The sequence below is a fragment of the Pyxidicoccus xibeiensis genome (assembly GCF_024198175.1).
In the GTDB taxonomy this organism is placed as follows: Bacteria; Myxococcota; Myxococcia; order Myxococcales; family Myxococcaceae; genus Myxococcus; species Myxococcus xibeiensis.
The window spans coordinates 331,596-349,985 of the sequence record NZ_JAJVKV010000009.1 but is presented as its reverse complement, the minus strand read 5'-3'; the positions used below and the strand labels follow the sequence as shown (position 1 = coordinate 349,985).

The 18,390-nt window shown below is 70.6% G+C and carries 12 protein-coding genes; 7 read left to right on the top strand and 5 right to left on the bottom strand.

The window, feature by feature from the left end:
* The first annotated feature begins 152 nt into the window (after positions 1-152).
* A complete protein-coding gene (locus LXT23_RS34065) occupies positions 153-986 on the top strand; it encodes a hypothetical protein (RefSeq protein WP_253984562.1) in 834 nt (277 codons plus the stop codon).
* A gap of 25 nt (positions 987-1,011) precedes the next feature.
* Here LXT23_RS34065 and LXT23_RS34060 read toward each other — a convergent pair whose 3' ends face one another.
* A complete protein-coding gene (locus tag LXT23_RS34060; RefSeq protein WP_253984561.1) occupies positions 1,012-2,259 on the bottom strand; it encodes an ArsB/NhaD family transporter in 1,248 nt (415 codons plus the stop codon).
* Between the two features lie 184 nt (positions 2,260-2,443).
* Here LXT23_RS34060 and LXT23_RS34055 point away from each other — a divergent pair, with 184 nt between their 5' ends.
* From LXT23_RS34055 to LXT23_RS34045, 3 genes are all read left to right on the top strand, one after another.
* On the top strand, positions 2,444-4,861 hold the full coding sequence (locus LXT23_RS34055; protein WP_253984560.1) for a DEAD/DEAH box helicase: 2,418 nt from the start codon (positions 2,444-2,446) through the stop codon (positions 4,859-4,861).
* 15 nt (positions 4,862-4,876) lie between these two features.
* Positions 4,877-6,529 carry a ribonuclease H-like domain-containing protein gene (locus LXT23_RS34050; RefSeq protein ID WP_253984559.1) on the top strand — a complete coding sequence of 551 codons (1,653 nt, stop codon included), beginning with the start codon at positions 4,877-4,879 and terminating at the stop codon, positions 6,527-6,529.
* Between the two features lie 160 nt (positions 6,530-6,689).
* The gene (locus tag LXT23_RS34045) at positions 6,690-7,178 is read left to right on the top strand and encodes an FKBP-type peptidyl-prolyl cis-trans isomerase (RefSeq protein ID WP_253984558.1); all 489 of its coding nucleotides are present in this window, start codon (positions 6,690-6,692) and stop codon (positions 7,176-7,178) included.
* Between the two features lie 84 nt (positions 7,179-7,262).
* Here LXT23_RS34045 and LXT23_RS34040 read toward each other — a convergent pair whose 3' ends face one another.
* The 4 genes from LXT23_RS34040 to LXT23_RS34025 all read right to left on the bottom strand — a co-directional run bounded on the left by LXT23_RS34040 (position 7,263) and on the right by LXT23_RS34025 (position 13,614).
* Positions 7,263-8,261 (bottom strand): hypothetical protein, encoded by a 999-nt coding sequence (locus tag LXT23_RS34040; RefSeq protein ID WP_253984557.1) that lies wholly within the window; start codon positions 8,259-8,261, stop codon positions 7,263-7,265.
* Entirely contained in the window at positions 8,261-9,184 is a 924-nt protein-coding gene (locus LXT23_RS34035) for a bile acid:sodium symporter family protein (protein ID WP_253984556.1), read from the bottom strand. The genes LXT23_RS34040 and LXT23_RS34035 overlap by 1 nt, the downstream gene beginning before the upstream one ends.
* A 166-nt stretch (positions 9,185-9,350) precedes the next feature.
* A complete protein-coding gene (locus tag LXT23_RS34030) occupies positions 9,351-10,994 on the bottom strand; it encodes a M28 family metallopeptidase (RefSeq protein ID WP_253984555.1) in 1,644 nt (547 codons plus the stop codon).
* 109 nt (positions 10,995-11,103) lie between these two features.
* A complete protein-coding gene (locus LXT23_RS34025) occupies positions 11,104-13,614 on the bottom strand; it encodes a leucine-rich repeat domain-containing protein (RefSeq protein ID WP_253984554.1) in 2,511 nt (836 codons plus the stop codon).
* Positions 13,615-13,708: 94 nt separating this feature from the next.
* Between LXT23_RS34025 and tesB the strand changes: the two genes are divergently transcribed.
* The 3 genes from tesB to LXT23_RS34010 all read left to right on the top strand — a co-directional run bounded on the left by tesB (position 13,709) and on the right by LXT23_RS34010 (position 18,229).
* Positions 13,709-14,590 (top strand): acyl-CoA thioesterase II, encoded by an 882-nt coding sequence (gene tesB, locus LXT23_RS34020; protein WP_253984553.1) that lies wholly within the window; start codon positions 13,709-13,711, stop codon positions 14,588-14,590.
* Positions 14,591-14,780: 190 nt separating this feature from the next.
* Entirely contained in the window at positions 14,781-16,175 is a 1,395-nt protein-coding gene (locus tag LXT23_RS34015; RefSeq protein WP_253984552.1) for a DUF1552 domain-containing protein, read from the top strand.
* Between the two features lie 14 nt (positions 16,176-16,189).
* Positions 16,190-18,229 carry a DUF1592 domain-containing protein gene (locus tag LXT23_RS34010; protein WP_253984551.1) on the top strand — a complete coding sequence of 680 codons (2,040 nt, stop codon included), beginning with the start codon at positions 16,190-16,192 and terminating at the stop codon, positions 18,227-18,229.
* Positions 18,230-18,390 lie beyond the last annotated feature (161 nt).

The window sequence follows — 18,390 nt, the reverse complement described above, 5'->3', positions numbered from 1 at the left end:
CCCAGCCGGCGCTTGCGGCCAGGGAGGGAAACGGGGGGCGGGGTAGGCGAGGAACTCACGGCCCGCCAGCATAGCAAGGGAGGCTCGAATAGGAGGGGGGTACGGACGGGTAGGAGCATGAAGGCCGGACTTGAGGTAGAACGGGGGGTGCAATGACGCGAAGCCTCCTTCCGTTCCTCGTGCTGGCGCTCACCGCCGGCTGTGCGTCGCAGCAGCTGGCCGGTGCGGACCTGGACCGCGTGCGGCGGCCCGCCTTCATCTCCCGAATCGAAGATGGCGCGGGGCCCAAGAGCCTCGTGTTCCGCGACGACTCGGCCTACGGCGACAAGCTCAAGAAGCTGGAGCCGGTGGAGGCGGACCGACGCCTGACGGTGAAGCTGCAGCAGGCCGTGACGCGCTTCGAAATCTCCGAGCGCCTGCGGGTGAACACGCTGACGCAGCTGCCGCGCGAGGCCCCCTGGACGCAGGCCGTAGACCCGGCCCGGGTGGCGTCGGTGCTGGAGAGCTTCCTGGTGGAGGAGGTGCCCGCCAACGCGCCGGACTACGACCTGGTGACGCCGCTGGGCGCGGACGCCATCGTCGAGTTCGTCGTCCAGGACTTCGGCATGCGCAGCAAGGGCGGCCGTGCAGGGGCCTACCTGCGGGGCTACGGGCGCATGTTCACCCTGGATGGGCGCTCGGAGGTGTGGCGCCGCCCGTTCGAGGTGGACCAGGTGGCCGCGGGAGACGCGCACCTGGACCCGTTCAAGGTGGGGAAGAACCCGGAGCTGTTCCGCCAGGCCATCTCTTCCATGCTGGACCAGGTGGCGGCCGTCTTCGTGAAGGACCTCACGCCCCGCGACAGGCGCGGCGGTCCTCCGCTGCCGGACCTGCCCACCACGGCCGCGCCGGACACGGTGCCCGGCAGCGCGGGCCAGCCTCCGCCCGAGGCGCCGCCCGAGAAGGACCTGCCCGCGGGCGAGCTGCCGGACCCGGACCCGGAATGACTCGCGTCCAGGCCCGCGGCGCTCTTCAGAAGAGGGCGTGCTCCAGGAGGAGCACCGCGAGGCCGGCGACGAAGCTGACCAGCGTGACGGGCAGCCCTACGCGCAGGTAGCGCATGAAGCTCATCTCCACCTTGCCGCGCGCCGCCTCGAAGACGATGAGGTTGGCCACGCTGCCAATCAGGGTGAGGTTGCCGGCCAGGGTGGAGCCCAGCGCGAGCACGTGCCAGCCCAGCTCGACGTTCTGGAGCGTGGGCACCCACGTGCGCGCGAGCATGACGAAGGGCACGTTGCTGAAGAGGTTGGAGGCGACGAGCGTCAGGCTCGCGAAGCCCAGCGTCTCGCGCCACGGCGGGCCGGCCATGAGGGGCGCGAACAGCCCGCGGATGTCCTCGGCCCAGCCGTGCTTGTTCACGCCATAGACGACGACGAAGAGGCTGGCGAAGAAGAGCAGCAGCACCCAGTCCACGCGCTCCAGCGCCTCGCGCGGCTCGCGGCGGGACAGGGCCATCACCAGGGCGGCGCCGGCCAGGGCGCTCCAGCTCATGGGCAGGCCGGCGAAGAAGGCGGCGACGACGCCGGCGAGCACGACGAGCGTGAGCACCAGCAGCCCGCGGTCCACGGGCGGAGGCGGCGGCTGCGGGTCGAAGCGCTTCGAGGGCAGGTCGTGGCGGAAGAGGTAGACGAGTGCGCCGGTGACGATGGCGGTGGAGACGAGCGCGGGCAGCGCCATGTACGCGGAGAAGCTGGCGTAGGACAGGCCCGACGCGCCCTGGATGAGCATGTTCTGCGGGTTGCCGGTGAAGGTCGCCACCGAGCCGCTGTTGCTGCCCATGCACACCGCGAGCAGGTACGGCGCGGGGGGCAGGCGCGCGTCCTCCACCGTGGCCAGCACCAGGGGCGTGAGCATCAGGCACACGGTGTCGTTGACGAGGAAGGCGGACAGCACCGCGGAGATGAAGGTGACGGCCACCAGCAGCACGCGCGGGGTATGGGCGCGGCGCACGGCCCAGGCGCCGGCGGTGCGGAAGAAGGCCGCCTGGGACAGGTAGGCGGCCAGCAGCATCATCCCCAGCAGCAGGACGATGGTGTCCCCGTCGATGGCGTGCCGGGCGGTGTCCTCGCTGTGGTTGAAGACCTCGGCGGGGGTGACGACGCCGAGCACCACCATGAGCACGGCGCCCAGCAGCGCGCCCCCGGGCCGGTCCAGCCTCAGGAAGGGAAGGCGCGCGCCGGCGATGAAGACATAGGTGAACAGGAAGATGGCAAGGGCCACGGGCGCGGCACCCTAGCCGAGTCCCGGGAGCGGTGCCTCAATGTCGGGCCGGGCCCGCTGCGTCGCGCGTGCCCGGAGGGCGACCGGCCGGGAGCCGCCGTCAAGGGCGCCGACGGTACATGCCGGCAGGAGGGGCTTCTCTCGCGTTGTCCGTCCCGGTGTACGCCTGTACAGTGCCCGGCCCATGAAGCCTGAGAAGGAAGCAGACGCGTTCGCCGGGCCTCGCCGCAACCCCTGGAACGCCCCTCGCGGGCTGGATGCCGTGCTCCAGGGCTGGCGCTCGGACCGGACGCTCTTGCCGTCCTTCGTGCTCGACGAGGCCACGCCTGCCCGTGCCGGTGTCTTCGCGCCCGTGCCCGAGGACGTGGCCCCGCAGGTGCGCGAGGCCCTCCACAAGCGCGGCATCGACCAGCTCTTCTCCCATCAGGCGGAGGCCTACCGGCTGGCCCGCGCGGGGCAGAGCCTGGTCATCGCCACGCCCACCGCCTCCGGAAAGAGCCTCTGCTACAACCTGCCGCTGCTGGACCGCTTCGCCCGGGAGCCGCAGGCCCGCGCCCTGTACCTGTTCCCCACCAAGGCGCTGTCTCGAGACCAGGAGGAGTCCCTGCGCGCGCTGATGCGCGAGGCAGGGCTGAACCACGGCGCGATTACGTTCGACGGGGACACGCCCGCGGATGCACGCCGGGCCGCGCGTGAGCGCAGCGGCGTGCTGCTCACCAACCCGGACATGCTCCACACGGGCATCCTCCCGCACCACGCGAGCTGGGCGCGCCTGTTCTCCAACCTGCGCTACGTCGTCATCGACGAGCTGCACACGTACCGGGGCGTCTTCGGCTCGCACCTCGCCAACGTGCTGCGCCGGCTGCAGCGGGTGGCGCGCTTCCATGGTGCGGACCCGGTCTTCGTGGCGGCCTCGGCCACCATCGGCAACCCGCAGGCGCATGCGCGGCGGATGCTCGGGCGGGAGGTGGCGCTGGTGTCGGAGAGCGGCGCCCCGTCCGGCGAGCGCCGCGTCATGGTGTTCAACCCGCCGGTGGTGAACGCGGAGCTGGGCATCCGCGCCAGCTACCTCAAGACGGCGGTGCGCCTCACGTCGGACCTGGTGCGCGCGGGCGTGTCCACGCTGCTGTTCGGCCAGTCGCGCAACAACATCGAGGTGATGCTCAAGTACCTCAGGGACCGCTTCGTCGAGGAGAAGCTGGACCCGTCCCTCATCCAGGGCTACCGGGGCGGCTACCTCCCGGGCACGCGCCGGGCCACGGAGGCGGCGCTGCGCGCGGGCGAGGTGCGCTGCGTGGTGGCCACCAACGCGCTGGAGCTGGGCATCGACATCGGCTCGCTGGACGCGGTGGTGTGCGCGGGCTACCCGGGCTCGGTGGCGGCGCTGATGCAGCGCTTCGGTCGGGCAGGGCGGCGCGGGGCGGGGAGCCTGGCGCTGCTGGTGACTTCGAGCGCGCCGCTGGACCAGTACCTCGCGGCGGATCCGCGCTTCCTCGTCGGCGCGCCGGTGGAGCACGCGCGCATCGACCCGGACAACGTGGAGATCCTCGTCCAGCACCTCAAGTGCGCGTCCTTCGAGCTGCCCTTCGAGGAGGGAGAGCCCTTCGGGGACGTGCCGCCCGAGTCCACGGCGGAGGCGCTCGGGTTCCTGGCGCAGCACGAGGTGGTGCACGCCACGGTGGGGGAGGCGGGCCGGCGGGTGTACCACTGGTCCACGGATGCGTACCCGGCCAACCACGTGTCGCTGCGCAGCGTGGGCTGGGACAACGTGGTCATCATCGAGCGGGGCACGGACCGGACGCTGGCGGAGATGGACTTCCGCTCGGCGCACACGATGCTGCACGAGCAGGCCATCTACCAGCACGAGGGCGAGCAGTACCAGGTCGAGCGCTTCGACTACGAGAACCACAAGGCCTACGTGCGCAAGGTGGCGCCGGACTACTTCACCGACGCAATGACGTACGTGCGCGTGCACGTCATCCAGGAGGACCAGGGCGCGCCCATGGGGCCGGACCTCCAGGCGGGCATGGGCGAGGTGAGCGTCATCGAGAAGGTGGTGGGCTACAAGAAGATCAAGTTCCACACGCATGAGAACGTGGGCTACGGCGACGTGACGCTGCCGGAGATGCAGATGCACACCACGGCGCTGTGGCTGACGGTGCCGGAGTCGGTGGTGCGCTCGATGCGAGCGCCCCGGCCCGCGGTCATCGACGCGCTGCGCGGGGTGACGAACGCGCTGCGCACAGTGGCGTGCGTGGGGCTGATGATCGACCCGAGGGACGTGGGCAAGACGCTCGGCAGCCGGGACGACGCCGAGGGGCCGCCGCGCAAGGACGGAGGCGTGGGCTTCGACCCGACCATCTTCCTCTACGACAACGTGCCCGGCGGGGTGGGGCTGGCCGCGAGGCTGTTCGACCAGCGCGACGAGCTGCTGCTCCGTGCGCGCAGGCTGCTGGAGTCGTGTCAGTGCGAGGAGGGGTGCCCGGCCTGCATCGGCCCGGCGACGGGGACGACGCCAGGGAGCGCGCCAGTGGACCCGTATCCCCGCAAGCGGCTGGGGCTGGAGCTGTTGTCCGCGCTGGGCGTCGCGGGGATTCAGTAGGTGGGAGGTGGGCCGGTGGACCTGAAGCGAAAGCTGGCGCGGCTGACCGGTGTGGGCCCTGGAGGGAAGACTCCGGCGGCTCCGGGCGGCTCCGCGCCCGTCGAACCGGGCCACGACGCGAACAGGCTCACCGGCAACGCCCCGAGCACGCCGAGCCATGATGCGAGCACGGTCGCCAGCAACACCCGGAGCGATGCGGGCCAGGAGCGTGTCCCTGGCCTCACGCCACCGCCGAGCGTGCCGCGCTGGAATGCCGGTTCCATTCCCGCGGCGCCGCGTGCCGAAGCACGTCCTGCCTCGACGCCACCGGAGGCGGGAACCCACCCGGAGTCGCCCCTCTCGCAGGGACCTCATCCCGAGGCGCGCACAGGAACCACCCCCGAGCAACCCCGCTCGCAGGACCCACGGGTCGAAGCCCTCCGCCGGATGCTCGCGGACTGGTCGCAGCGCCAGGAGCTCTCCACCGCGCGCCGGCCTCCCGCGCCCACGCCGCCGCCTCCCGGCCCGCTGCCCGTGGAGGCCCGGACCACCGCCTACGGCACCGTCCACGTCTCCGAGTGCGTCCTCCCGCCGGACCACCACCACGGCTCCGCGCCGCTGGCGGCGGCGCTGGACGTGGAGGGCCCGCTCGTCGCCAGCCTCGCGCTGCACGCGGAGCTTGCGGGCGTGGACTTCCAGCGGATGCTCTTCCTGGACACGGAGACCACGGGCCTCGCCGGAGGCACCGGCACCGTGCCCTTCCTCGTGGGGCTGGCCTGGTTCGAGGGCCGCTCGCTCCGGGTACACCAGCTCTTCCTGCGCCGGCTGGGAGAAGAGGCCCCCATGCTGCGGGTCCTCTCCGAGCGCATGGCGCAGTCCTCCTGCCTGGTGACGTTCAACGGCAAGAGCTTCGACTGGCCCCTGCTGCGCACGCGCTTCGTGCTCAACCGCGTGACGGCGCCCGCCGAGCTGCCACACCTGGACTTGCTCCACTGCGCCCGCCGCGTCTTCAAGCACCGGGGCACCGGCACGCGCCTGGTGCACATGGAGGAGCACGTCCTGGGCCACCGCCGCGTCGGAGACGTGGATGGCTCGCTGATTCCGGAGCTGTACTTCCGCTACCTCCGGGGCGGAGATGGCTCCGCGCTGACGCCGGTGCTGGAGCACAACGTCAACGACCTGCTGCTCCTGGCCGCGCTGCTCGGCGAGCTCGTGCGGCGCTTCCGTGCGGGCGGCGCGGGCGCCTCCGTCCCTCCGGACGAGGACCCGAGGGACCTGCTCGGCTTCGCGGGCGTCGCGCTCCGGGCTCGGGACTACGCGCGGGCACAGGCCTTCGCCCGGGCCGCCGCCGCGGGAGACCGGGGCGCGGTGGGCGTGGAGGCCCTGGCGCTGGCCTCCCGGCTGGCCCGCAAGGTCGGCGACCCGGACGCCGCCGCCGGGCACCTGCACCAGGCGCTCACCTCCGCGAAGGGCTTCCAGGCCGCGACCCTGCACCTGGAGCTGGCGAAGCTCTACGAGCACCGCCTCAAGGACCTGCCCAAGGCCCTGCACCACGCGAAGCTCTCCGCCGCCGCCGAGCTCCCCGCCGACCACCAGCGCCGCGTCCTCCGGCTGGAGGGACGGCTCGCCCGGGGCGCGCGGGCGTACTCGCTGGACCTCACCGGACGGCCCCAGCGCCCCCCGGCCTGAGCGGCCGCGCGGGAGTGCCCGGGCCCCGTCCCGTACCGCCACACCCACGCTTCATTCCCGGCGCCGGAATCGAACAGAAGCCCGGAAAGGGCCGCCCGCTGCATTGTCAGTCAGGCACATCCTTGAGGCATGGTGCGTCAGCGTGCGCTATGAGGGCCCCATGAACATTACCAAGGACAGCGTCGTCTCCATCGACTTCCGGCTTCACCTCGGAGACGGAAAGGCAGTGGACGAGAGCGAGCCCGGTGACCCGCTCGTCTACCTGCAGGGCTATGAGGAAATCGTCCCCGGCCTCGAGAAGGCGCTGGAGGGCAAGACGCGCGGCGACACCCTGAAGGTGGTCGTCACCCCCGACGAGGGCTACGGCGACTACGACCCGGACGGGCTGGAGGAAGTCCCCCGCAGCGAGTTCCCCGAGGGCCTGGAGCTGGCGGAGGGCGGCGTGCTCAGCGCCACCGACCCGGACGGCGACGAGGTGGACTTCTTCATCAAGGAAGTGCGCAAGGACACCGTGCTGGTGGACTTCAACCACCCCCTGGCCGGCAAGACGCTCCACTTCGAAGTCACCGTGCGTGACGTGCGCGCCGCCACGGCCGAGGAGCTGGAGCACGGCCACGCGCACGGCCCCGGCGACGACCACGACCACTGACGCCGGAAGCAGAAAGCCCGTGGCGCCGTCCCCTGTGTGAGGAGGTGCCACGGGCGTCCTGTCGCTGCCCGGTGAGGGCTGCGGCTACTCCATGTTCATGATGTCCGACGTGAAGGAGAAGCCGGCGGCGACGTACGGCATCGCGCCCTCGCGGTTCGGGTGCTTCAGGTACCACGCCACGTTGACGAAGAGCGTGGGCCGGTTGAACGAGCCGCCCTCGTCCGTGCTGAACGCATAGGCCGCCATGGGGCCGATGCGCATGTGGCTGTTGTCCGGCTTGGTGACGCCCTCGGCCAGGTCCTCATACTGGGGGAACACCGCGCTGAACCGGGCGCCGAAGGTGAGCTGCGGCGACGCCAGCATCAGCAGGTCGGAGTCGTTGGTGAACACCCAGCCCTTGCCGGGGACGAGCGTGTCCAGGAAGGCGTCGTAGAACGTCGCCTGGTCGCCCTCGTTCAGGTCCACGTTCCAGCGCTCGATGGACGTCTTGCTGCGCACCACGAAGGACTTCACCTTCGCCTGCACCGTGGGCTCCAGCATGAAGTGCGTGCCGCTCGTGCTGTACGCGTTGTCCTTCGTCAGGTCGCGCGCGTCATCCGAGAAGTCCCCCAGCGGGCCCGGGTAGGACTGGAGGTAGCCGAACGCGCCGAAGTACTGGACGTACTCGAACGTGCCCTTCACGTTCAGCATCGCGATGGGCTGGAACGTCACCTCCGGGCCCACCTTCATCGAGGCCGGGTTGAGCTTCAGCGCCAGCGCGCCGCTGAGGAAGTTGTCGCGGAACAGCATGTTCTCGCTGTCAGACAGCCGCTTCTGGAGGATGAGGCGGTTCTGCGACTCGATGCCAATGGGGTTGGCGCGCAGGAAGTCGACGTTGGCGAAGTAGAGCCGGAGGCTCGGCGCCAGGGGGGGAGCAATCGGGGCGGCGCTCGCGGGAACGGCAGGAGACGCCTCGGAGGCCTCGGGGGTGGGCGTCTGCTGTGCCGCGGCGGGGGCTGCTTCTTCCTGCGCCAGGGCCGGAGCGGCGAGACCGAGACACAGGGACAGCGAGAACATCGACATCGGGGAGCGCATCATCTTCATTACGACACCTTCTCCGGAGTGGAGTTGGGGGTGGGGGACACTGCCGAGGAGTCCTGGGCTTCTGCGTTGCCGCGGGTGACGAAGAAGCCGAAGGCCGCCGCGGTGAAGTACATGATGAGGCTGTAGATGGCCGCGGGCATGGCCATGGTGGGATTGGCCAGCAGCGTGGGGCTCATGGCGATGGTCATCGCGAGCAGCCCGTTGTGGATGCCAATCTCCATGCCGATGGCCACCGCCTGCTTTCGCGGCAGTCGCAGCGCCAGCGGCACGAGGTAGCCCACCGCCATGCTGGCCAGGTTGAAGGCGAGCGCGGCCGAGCCCACCTGCTGGAAGTAGGTGCCCACATTCGCGCGGTCCTTGTAGACGGCGGCGGCAATCAGCGCCGCCAGGAACGCGACGGACAGGAGGCGGATGGGCTTGTCCAGCTTCAGCGCCACGCTCGGGCGCTTGGAGCGGATGAACATGCCCAGGCTCACCGGGCCGAGCACGATGGCGAAGACCTGCAGCACCTTGCCGAACTGCATGGGGACCGCGCGGCCCTCGCCCATGAAGTGCGTCATCGACAGGTTGATGATGAGGGGCAGGGTGATCAGCGTCAGCGCGCTGTTCACCGCCGTCAGCGTGATGTTGAGCGCCACGTCGCCACGCGCCAGGTGGCTGAAGAGGTTCGCCGTGGCGCCGCCGGGAGACGCCGCCAGCAGCATCAACCCCACGGCCAACTCAGGAGGCAGGCCGAACGCGTGCGCGATCAGCGCGCAGGCGGCGGGCAGCAGGAACATCTGGCACACCAGCCCGACAATGACCGCACGCGGATAGACGATGACGCGCTTGAAGTCCGCGACCGTCAGCGACAGGCCGAGACCCAGCATGATGATGCCGAGCGCGACCATCATGAAGTCTGTGGCGATGGAGTTGGCCTGCATTCTCCCCCCGTCGATTGTCCGGCGTTGAACGCCAAGCGTGACGCAGTTGGGCGTCTCGCTTCAAGCCACCCCCAGTCTTTGGGGGGGCTTGCCGCGAGCCCAATGCCTGACGCCGGGCGTCAACGTGCCGCGATGCGACAGAGGAGAATGAAGTGTCTTGCGACCCCTATGGGGCTTTGCTGACTCCCCCTCGCGTCCCCGTGGTGTCGAAGCGGCGGAAGAAGCTGTCTGGATTCCAGCGGGGGCGCTCGGGAGCGTCTGCCACTGTACGCGTCAGGTCGGACAGCATTCGGACGAACTCCACGGCGCCCTGTTTGTCCATGGGCTGGGCCAGGTCATCCGATGGCGCGTGGTACCGCTCGGTGTACCAGGCCTTGAAGACGCGCTCCTCCGGGGTGCCCGGCACGTAGCCGAACTTGAAGGACAGGGCCGGCACACCCTGGCGGATGAAGGCGTACTGGTCGCTGCGGATGAAGAGCATGCGGTGCGGCTCGTGGTCCTTCAGCGACTTCACGCCGTGCGCCGCGGCCACCTTCGCGAGCGAGCCGCCGAGCGAGGACTCGTCCGCGCCATACCCGACCACGGAGTTGAAGACGAAGAGGGGCAGGAACATGTCCAGGTTGAAGTTGGCCACCAGCTGCTCGCCGGGCACGGTGGGGCGCGCGGCGAAGTAGCGCGAGCCGAGCAGGCCCTTCTCCTCGCCTGTCACCAGCGTGAAGAGCACGGAGCGCCTGGGCCTCGCGGCCTGGAGCGCGCGAGCCACCTCCAGCACCGCGGCCACGCCCGTCGCGTTGTCCATGGCGCCGTTGTAGAGGTTGTCGCCGTTGACGGGCGCGCCCACGCCCACGTGGTCCAGGTGCGCGGAGAGGACGACGTACTCCTTCGCCAGCGCCGCGTCGCTCCCGGGCAGCACGCCCACCACGTTGGCGGACTTCACCGGCGCGTTGACGAACTCCACCCGGGCCTTGAGCCGCGTGGGCAGCTCGAACCGGGGCAGCGGCTTGTTCGCGTCCGACAGCGCGATGAGGGCCTTGTAGCCGTGTGGACTGCCGGCAAAGAGCTTCTCGGAGTGCTCCGGGTTGAAGGTGACGGCCACGCGCATGCCCTTGTCCTCGTTGAGCGCCGCGTCCGCGAACTGCATCGCGGGCTGGTGGCGCGCCCCGGCGACTCGAGACCAGGGCACCTCCTGCTGCTTCGGGTTCTGGATGAGGACGGTGCCGACGGCGCCCGCCTTGAGCAGCGCCTTCACGCGCTCGGCGCTGGAGGCGGAGTGCGCGCGCAGCGGTCCGGAGATGCTCGCGGGGCCGCCGTACAGGAAGACGGCCACCTTGCCCTTCAGGTCCATGTCCGCGAAGTCGTCATGGCCGGCCTCGGGGATGGACAGGCCGTAGCCGACGAAGACCATGGGCGCGTCCACGGTGCCCGTCTCGCCCGCGCGAGGGGAGATGATGGCGTCCTGGCCCAGCACCAGCGGCGTCTCCTGGCCGTCCCGGACGAGCGTCACACCCGAGCGCTCCTCCACCAGCCGGCGCGACACCAGGTCGATTTCCTGGAGGTAGCCGCCACCCGCCCCGGGCTGCACGCCAAGCGCCTGGAGCTGCTCGGCGACGTACGCGGAGGCCTTGCGGTAGCCCTCGCTGCCGGTGTCCCGGCCCTCCAGCGCGTCGCTGGCGAGGTACTGGACATGGCCCCACCAGCGCTCCACCTCGGCGGTGGAGTCCGGGGTGGGCTTCGGGGCCGGGGCGGTGGTGCAGGCGGCCGGGGCGGTGAGCAGCGCCAGCACGGGCAGGAGGAGGGGACGGCGCATCATGGGGTGGGCTCGCTTCCAGGGGCCGGACGGGATGAAGCAGGGGTCCTGGCGCGCGAACAGCGGAGGCGCGTGGGCATTCCGCGCGCTTTTCTCCGAGGTGGCCCCGGTCTCAGTAGATGACGCAGCGGGGCAGCGCGGCCCGGAGCTTCGCCTCCGTCCCGGGCGGGAGCTTGTTGTCGCGGATGCGCACTTCCTTCAAGCGGGGGAGGCGGGTCAGCGCATCGATGGGAAGCGACTCCAGCGCGTTGTGCCAGAGGCACAGCGTCTCCAGCGCCTGGAGTCGCTCGAGGTCCGCGGACAGCTCGCGCAGCTTGCAGCCCTCCAGCCAGAGCGTCTTCAGCGCGCGCAGCTCGAAGATGACGCGGGGCACGGTGCCGAAGTCATTGTGGGTCAGGTGCAGGAAGGTGAGCCGCTGGAGCTGGGCGAGCGAGTCCGGGAGCGTCGTCAGCCCGTTGTCACCGAGCTGCAGCGACTCCAGCCGCGTGAGCTGGCCGATGGCGTCGGGCACCCTTCCCCAATCGCAGCCATCGACATAGAGGCGGGTCAGCGCGGTGAGCGTGAAGAGGGGCCCGCTCGCGGTGACGGGGAGCCCGGTGTTCGACAGGCGCAGCTCGCGGAGCTGGTTCAGCCGCGCGAGTCCCGCGGGCAGTGCCCTCAGCGGATTGAACCGGAGGTCGAGCAGGTTCAGGCTGAAGAGGTCGCCGAGCTCTTCCGGCAGCGCGGAGAGCTTGTTCCCCTCGAGGTTGAGCTGGGCGACGTCCGGGAGGTCGCCCACCTCCGGGCATAGCCGGCTCAGGCCCTTCCAGGCCAGGTTGAGCGTGCGCTTCTGGAGACACTTGGCCAGCACGCTCCGCGTCTGGGGGCCGCTCTCCTCGAGGAAGTACCCGTCTCCCCGTCCGGAGTGCCGCAAGACCTCCTCCGCGAGGGTCCGCTCGTCCAGCCACCCGGTGCGCCCGAGCACCCGGATGCGCCGCACCAGCTTGACGGGGTTCGCCGTCGCCAGCGCCGGAGCGCAACCATGGACGAAGGCCCAGAGCGGCGCTGGAGCCTCGCGGCGGAAGCGGGCCCGGGCCCGGCGGCGCTCGTCGGCCTGGGGATGGACCTCCGCCGCGACGCAGAGCCGGGCCAGCTCCCGCGAGTCCCAGGGCCGCGCGGGCAGGTCCGCCTCCACTGCGATGGGACGCGCCTCGCCGGCGAGCTTCGTCCGTCCCGAGGCGAACAACACGTCCGCCTCTTCGGGAGAGGAGACCGTCACCAGCCCGGCGGCCTCCAGCTCGCGGCGAAGCTCCGACGGCCGGCGCTGCCGTGGGGCTCCCAGGACGTGGACGCGCCGGCCGGGCACCAGCGGGCTCGGACGCGCGCCCGCGAGCGCCACCTCCGCATAGGCCCGGACGCTCGGGTCCTCATCGTCCAGGGCACGCACCAGGGCGGGCACGTCCTTCTCGTTCCGCGCCTGGATGACATCGCCCATGAAGAGACAGAAGCGCACGCGGCGCTCCGTCGCGGGCAGCTCGCGGGTGCGCCGGAGGTGGGCCACCACGGCGCGGCCCGTGCGTGGCTCCGGCGTGTGGTTCCGCCCCAGCGTGAGGTTCGCGAGCGACTCCAGCTCCACGAGCCACGCGGGCAGGCTCCGGATGCGGTTGTTCACCAGCTCCAGCAGGGTGAGGCGCCGCAACGTGCGCACCTCGTCCGGGAGCCGCTCCAACCCCAGGTTGGACAGGTCGAGCGAGGTGGGGTCCTCCTGCCAGACGCGCGCGCGCCAGTCCTCGGGCGGTGGGCGGCTCGGCTCGGGAACCACAGGAGCGGGGGCCGGAGGGGTCAGCCGGACGCCGTGCTCGAAGCGGACCTCGCGGACGATGCGGGTGCCCGTCTCGTCGTAGTCGCGCAGCACGCCGTGGTACTGCCCCTTGGACACTTCGGCCTTGCGGGCCAGCGTGCCATCCAGGCGGTACGTGCGGGCCGTGCCGTGGCGCTTGCCGCTGCGGTAGGTGACCTCCTCGCGCGGGTGGCCGTTGTCCTCGAAGACGCGGTGCACTCCATTCGCGATGTCATTGCGCCACTCCGTCTCCTCCAGGAGCACGCCCTCGCGCGTGTGGTGGCGCAAGAGGCCCATGCGCTGGCCCTTCTCGTTCCACCGGCCGCTGATCCACCGGCTCTCGTGGAACGTGGCATTCGCGTCCACGGTGGCGGGCCTGGGCGGCAGCGGCGTGCCGTCCCTGCACAGCGCATTGCCGTCCGCGTCGAAGAAGCGCGTGGCGAAGAACACGCCGTGCTCGTAGTCCATCTCCATGCGGCGCACCTTCGGGCTCATGCCCCCGGCGTGCATGCCCTCGGTGGTGCGCTGCTCCGTCGCGAACCACGTCCGCGTGCCATGGAGCTCACCGTCCACGAAGGTGCACGTCTGCGACTCCTCGCCGCTCTCGTGGAAGCGCACCGAGGACCCGTGCGGCCGGTCTTCCACGAGGTCGCAGATGCAGCAGAGCGTCCCGTCCGGCCGCCAGTAGCGCACCTTCCCGTGGAGCCGTCCCTCGGCGTCACGGGGCCCGAGGATCCACTCCTTGTCAGGTGGGCTCCACCACGCCTCGGCGGGGACGGACTTGGGGCGCACAGGCTCGGTCATTCGCGGACGATACGGGATTTCATCGGTTTCCCAACGGAGAGGCAGGCTCCAGCGCCCGAGACAGCGGCGCCCGGGTCCGGTAGGAGAGGGGGCCATGAGTCGAGTCCTGGATGAGCTGTTGGAGCTCCTCAAGCTGGAACCCATCGAGGAGAACCTCTTCCGAGGCAGGAGTCAGGACCTGGGCTTCCGCCAGCTCTTCGGCGGCCAGGTGCTGGGGCAGGCGGTGTCGGCGGCCAGCCAGACGGTGGACGTGCAGCGGCACGTGCACTCGCTGCATGGCTACTTCCTGCGCGCGGGCGACGCGAGCCTGCCCGTCGTCTACACCGTGGACCGCGTGCGCGACGGCGGCAGCATCACCACGCGCCGGGTGGTCGCCATCCAGAAGGGCCAGCCCATCTTCACCATGATGGCGTCCTTCCACGGCGACGAGCCGGGCTACTCGCACCACGCGCCCATGCCGAAGGTGCCGGAGCCGGAGTCGTTGCCCACCGACATCGAGCTGCTCCGCCGCCAGGCCGACCGCATCCCCGAGCGGCTGCGCGAGAAGTTCCTCTGCGACAAGCCCATCGAGATGCGCCCGGTGACGTACGTGGACCCGTTCAGTCCCCAGGCGCACGAGCCCGTCAAGCACGTCTGGTTCCGCGCCGACGGGAAGCTGCCGGAGGATCCGCAGGTGCACCGGTACGTGCTCGCCTATGCGTCCGACTTCAACCTCATCAGCACCGCGCTGCTGCCGCACGCCGCCAGCTTCTTCCAGCCGCACCTGCGCGGCGCGAGCCTGGACCATGCCCTCTGGTTCCACGGCGACCTGAAGGTGAATGACTGGCTGCTGTACAGCATGGACAGCCCGTGGGCCGGCAACGCGCGCGGCCTCGCGCGAGGCAGCATCTACACCCGCGATGGCCGCCTCGTGGCGTCGGTCACCCAGGAAGGGCTGCTGCGCATCGTCCAGAAGGGCGAGCCACCGAAGTCCTGAGCCGGAAGGCCCCGGCCACCTCGTGCCCGCCGGTATGGGGGCGACACTCCACACCAGGTTGGGGGGTCGAGCCCACCCTCCCACCCCCGGGAATCCACGAGGGCTGCAACTCTGCGAGACCACTGGGGATTTCCGGACATGGCACCGGCATTGCTCGGATCGGGGTCGGCTCTTACCCCCGAGGCCATGCGTGTCGAAGACGAAATCCTGGGAGCTGTCGCGCCGGAGTGTCCTGAGAGGTGCCGCGGGCGCGGTGCTCGCGTTGCCCTGGCTCGAGGCGATGGCTCCCTCCGTGGCGAGGGCGCAGTCCAGCGGCACGAAGCCCCCGCTGCGCTTCGTGGGCATGTTCCACTCCGCGGGCGTCATCCCGGACCGGTGGTTCCCCACCACCGAGGGCACGGACTACGCGCTGCCGCCGACGCTCTCTCCGCTGGAGACGGTGAAGGGTGACGTGCTGGTGCTGAGCGGGCTGCGGCTCGGTGCGTGGGACTACTACGAGCGGACGCACGAGGGCGGCTTCTGGATGATGCTCACCGCGAGCGAGAGCATCGTCGCGGGCTCCACGGACTCCATCGACCAGGTGATTGCCGGGGCCACGGCCTCACAGGTGCGGGTGCCGTCGCTCACGCTGAGCGTGGAGAACAACGGGTACTACAACCCGGGCTACCAGGACTCCAACAGCGACGGCTTCATCGACCCGAGGACGTCGTCCTACGACGACACGCAGGACCACTGCAGCGGCGGCGAGCAGTGCATGGTGACGTTCGCGAAGGGGCAGCGGCTGCCCAACGTCTACAACCCGCGCGTCATCTTCAACCGGCTCTTCGGCTCGCTCCAGCAGGAGGGACCCACGGAGGCGGAGCGGCGCATCTGGACGTACCGCCGCAGCATCCTGGACAAGGTGACGTCCCAGGCGAAGTCGCTGCAGGGGCGGCTGGGGCAGGCGGACCAGCTGCGGCTCGACGAGTACCTGACGGGCATCCGGGACATCGAGCGCGCGATTCAGCGGGCGGAGCAGGGCGCTCCGACGCTCGCGTGCACCCCGGGCGCGCAGCCGGTGGGCATCCCCATGGACCGCACCGCGTACGCGGACCTGATGTGCGACCTCATCGTGAAGTCGTTCGAGTGCGACGCCACGCGCGTGGCCACGCTGATGCTGGGCATGTGCGTGAGTCCCATGTCCTTCACGGTGAATGGCCGCGTCTTCTCGCACCATGGCGATGCGTCACACCACGGCAATGACCCGGTGAAGATGGCGGCCAAGGTGGAGATAGACAGGTGGCAGGTGGGGCGGCTCGCGCACCTGGTGCAGAAGCTGAAGGGGGTGCGCGAGGGGGAGGGGACGCTGCTGGACAACGTGGCCGTCTACTACTCCAGCGACATCTCGCACAGTGACTGGCACAACCACTACGACATGCCCGTCATCCTCGCCGGGCGCGCGGGCGGTGCGTTCCGGACGGGGCGGCACCTGAAGGCGCAGGGCAAGCGGTGCGGCGACGTGCTGGTGTCCATCCTCCAGGCCTTCGGCATTCCGCGCGGCAACTTCGGTCCACTCGCACAGGGTCCGCTGGCCGGACTGGCATGAGGAGAGGGGACATCATGAACTCCAGAAACCTGCTCTTCGGCGTGCCGCTGCTGCTCATCTCCTGCACGGGCCAGATGTCGACCGACACTCCGTCTCCGGGACCTGGGCCCTCCGCCGGGATGACGTGCTCGGACGGGCCCCATGCCCTGCGCCGGCTGAACCGCGCCGAGTACGACAACACGGTGAGGGATTTGCTCGGCGAGACGAGTCGGCCCGCGGCCACCTTCCCGGCGGACCCCACGGGCGAGGGCTTCGACAACGAGGCCGGCCTGCTGAGCCTGTCCCCCGCGCTGGTGGAGGCGTACGAGTCCACCGCGGGCCGGCTCATCGACCAAGCCTGGTCGAGAGACCTGGCGACGGGCTCGTCTGGCGGCGCGGTACGCATCCAGGCGGAGACCTCGGCCGCCACCACGGGCGGGAGCGCGGAGAACGGCACTGCGTGGAACCTGTGGTCCAACGGCGAGCTGACGGCGACGTTCAACTTCCAGGTGGCGGGCGACTACCAGTTGGCGGTGCGAGCCTGGGGGACGCAGGCGCCGCCGGACCCGGTGAAGATGGACTGGCTGCTGGACGGCACGGTGGTGGCGTCGCTCGACGTGCCGGCGACGAGCGCCACGCTGTACACGCGGCAGATAAAGGTGGCGTCGCCGGGGCAGAAGCGGTTCGTCGTGCGTTTCACCAATGACGCGTACGACCCGGCTACGTCCACGGACCGCAACCTCCTGGTGGACTGGCTGGAGGTGACGGCGCCGGCTCCGTCACAGGGTGGGGCGCAGGCGAGTCTGCGCGTGTGCGACCCGGCGAGCACGGGCGAGGAGGCGTGTGCCCGGCAGATGGTGCAGCACCTGGCCCGCCGCGCGTGGCGCCGTCCGGCGACCGACGCCGAACTGGCGGAGCTGATGAGCGTCTACACGCTGGTGCGCACGTCGGGAGACGGCTTCGAGCTGGCGGCGAAGTTCGCGCTTCGGGGCGTGCTGCTGTCGCCGCACTTCCTCTTCCAGGTGGTGCAGACGGCCGCGCCGGACTCGGGGAAGAACGAGCTCACCAGCCGTGAGCTGGCGTCGCGCCTGTCGTACTTCCTCTGGAGCAGCCAGCCGGACGCGGAGCTGATGGCGCTGGCGGACGACGACCGGCTGAAGGACCCGGTGGTGCTGGAGGCGCAGGTGCGCCGGATGTTGAAGGACGCGAAGTCGGAGGCGCTGGTGCAGAACTTCGCGGGCCAGTGGCTGGGGCTGCGGCAGGTGGACGGCATCACTCCGGACCCGAGCCTCTTTCCGGGGGTGGACACGACGCTGAAGCAGGCGATGCGGGAGGAGGGCGAGAGCTTCTTCCGGGCGTTCCTCCGCGAGGACCGGAGTGCGCTGGACATGCTGGACGCGGACTTCACCTTCGTGAACGACAGGCTGGCCACGTACTACGGGCTGACGCGGCCGGGCTCGGCCACGCCGACGCGCGTGAGCACGACGGATGGCCGGCGTGGAGGGTTGCTGGCGCAGGCGGGAATCCTGGCGCAGTCCTCGCTGGCCACGCGCACGTCGCCGGTGCGCCGCGGGAAGTGGGTGCTGGGCCGGCTGCTGTGCCAGGAGCCGCCACCGCCGCCGCCGGGCGTGGAGGCGCTGCCGACGACGCTGCCTCCGGGGTCGACGCTGCGGCAGATTACGGAGGCGCACCGGGCAAATCCGTCATGCTCGGGGTGCCACAACATGCTGGACCCGATTGGCTTCGGCCTGGAGAACTACGACGCGGCGGGCGCCTGGCGCGAGGTGGACAACGGCTCGCCGGTGGACTCGGCGGGCAACTTCCAGGGGGCCGCGTTCCAGGGGCCGAAGGAGCTGGCGTCCATCCTGAAGCAGGACCCGGCCTTCGCCAGCTGCATGAGCCGCAAGGCCCTGGCCTACGGACTCGGCCGCGAGCTGACGGACGCGGATGAGCCCGTGGTGCGGAGCGTGAACGAGCACTTCGCCAAGGGCGCCCACCGGCTGCCCGAGCTGCTGGTGGCCGTCGCCCTCAGCGACAGCTTCCGCAACCGGTGCCCCGTGCCGGCGGAGCACTGAGTCCCCGGTGTAGCCGGTGCGGAGAGCTTCGCACCGGCTACACCTGCGTGAACTTCACTCCGGTAGTACCCAATTGCCACGCTTCCCTGACTCACTCAGCTACCTGAAATTGAGCCGGACTGTCTCCTGGTTGACGCTCAGTGCAACTCCATGGCATGTGC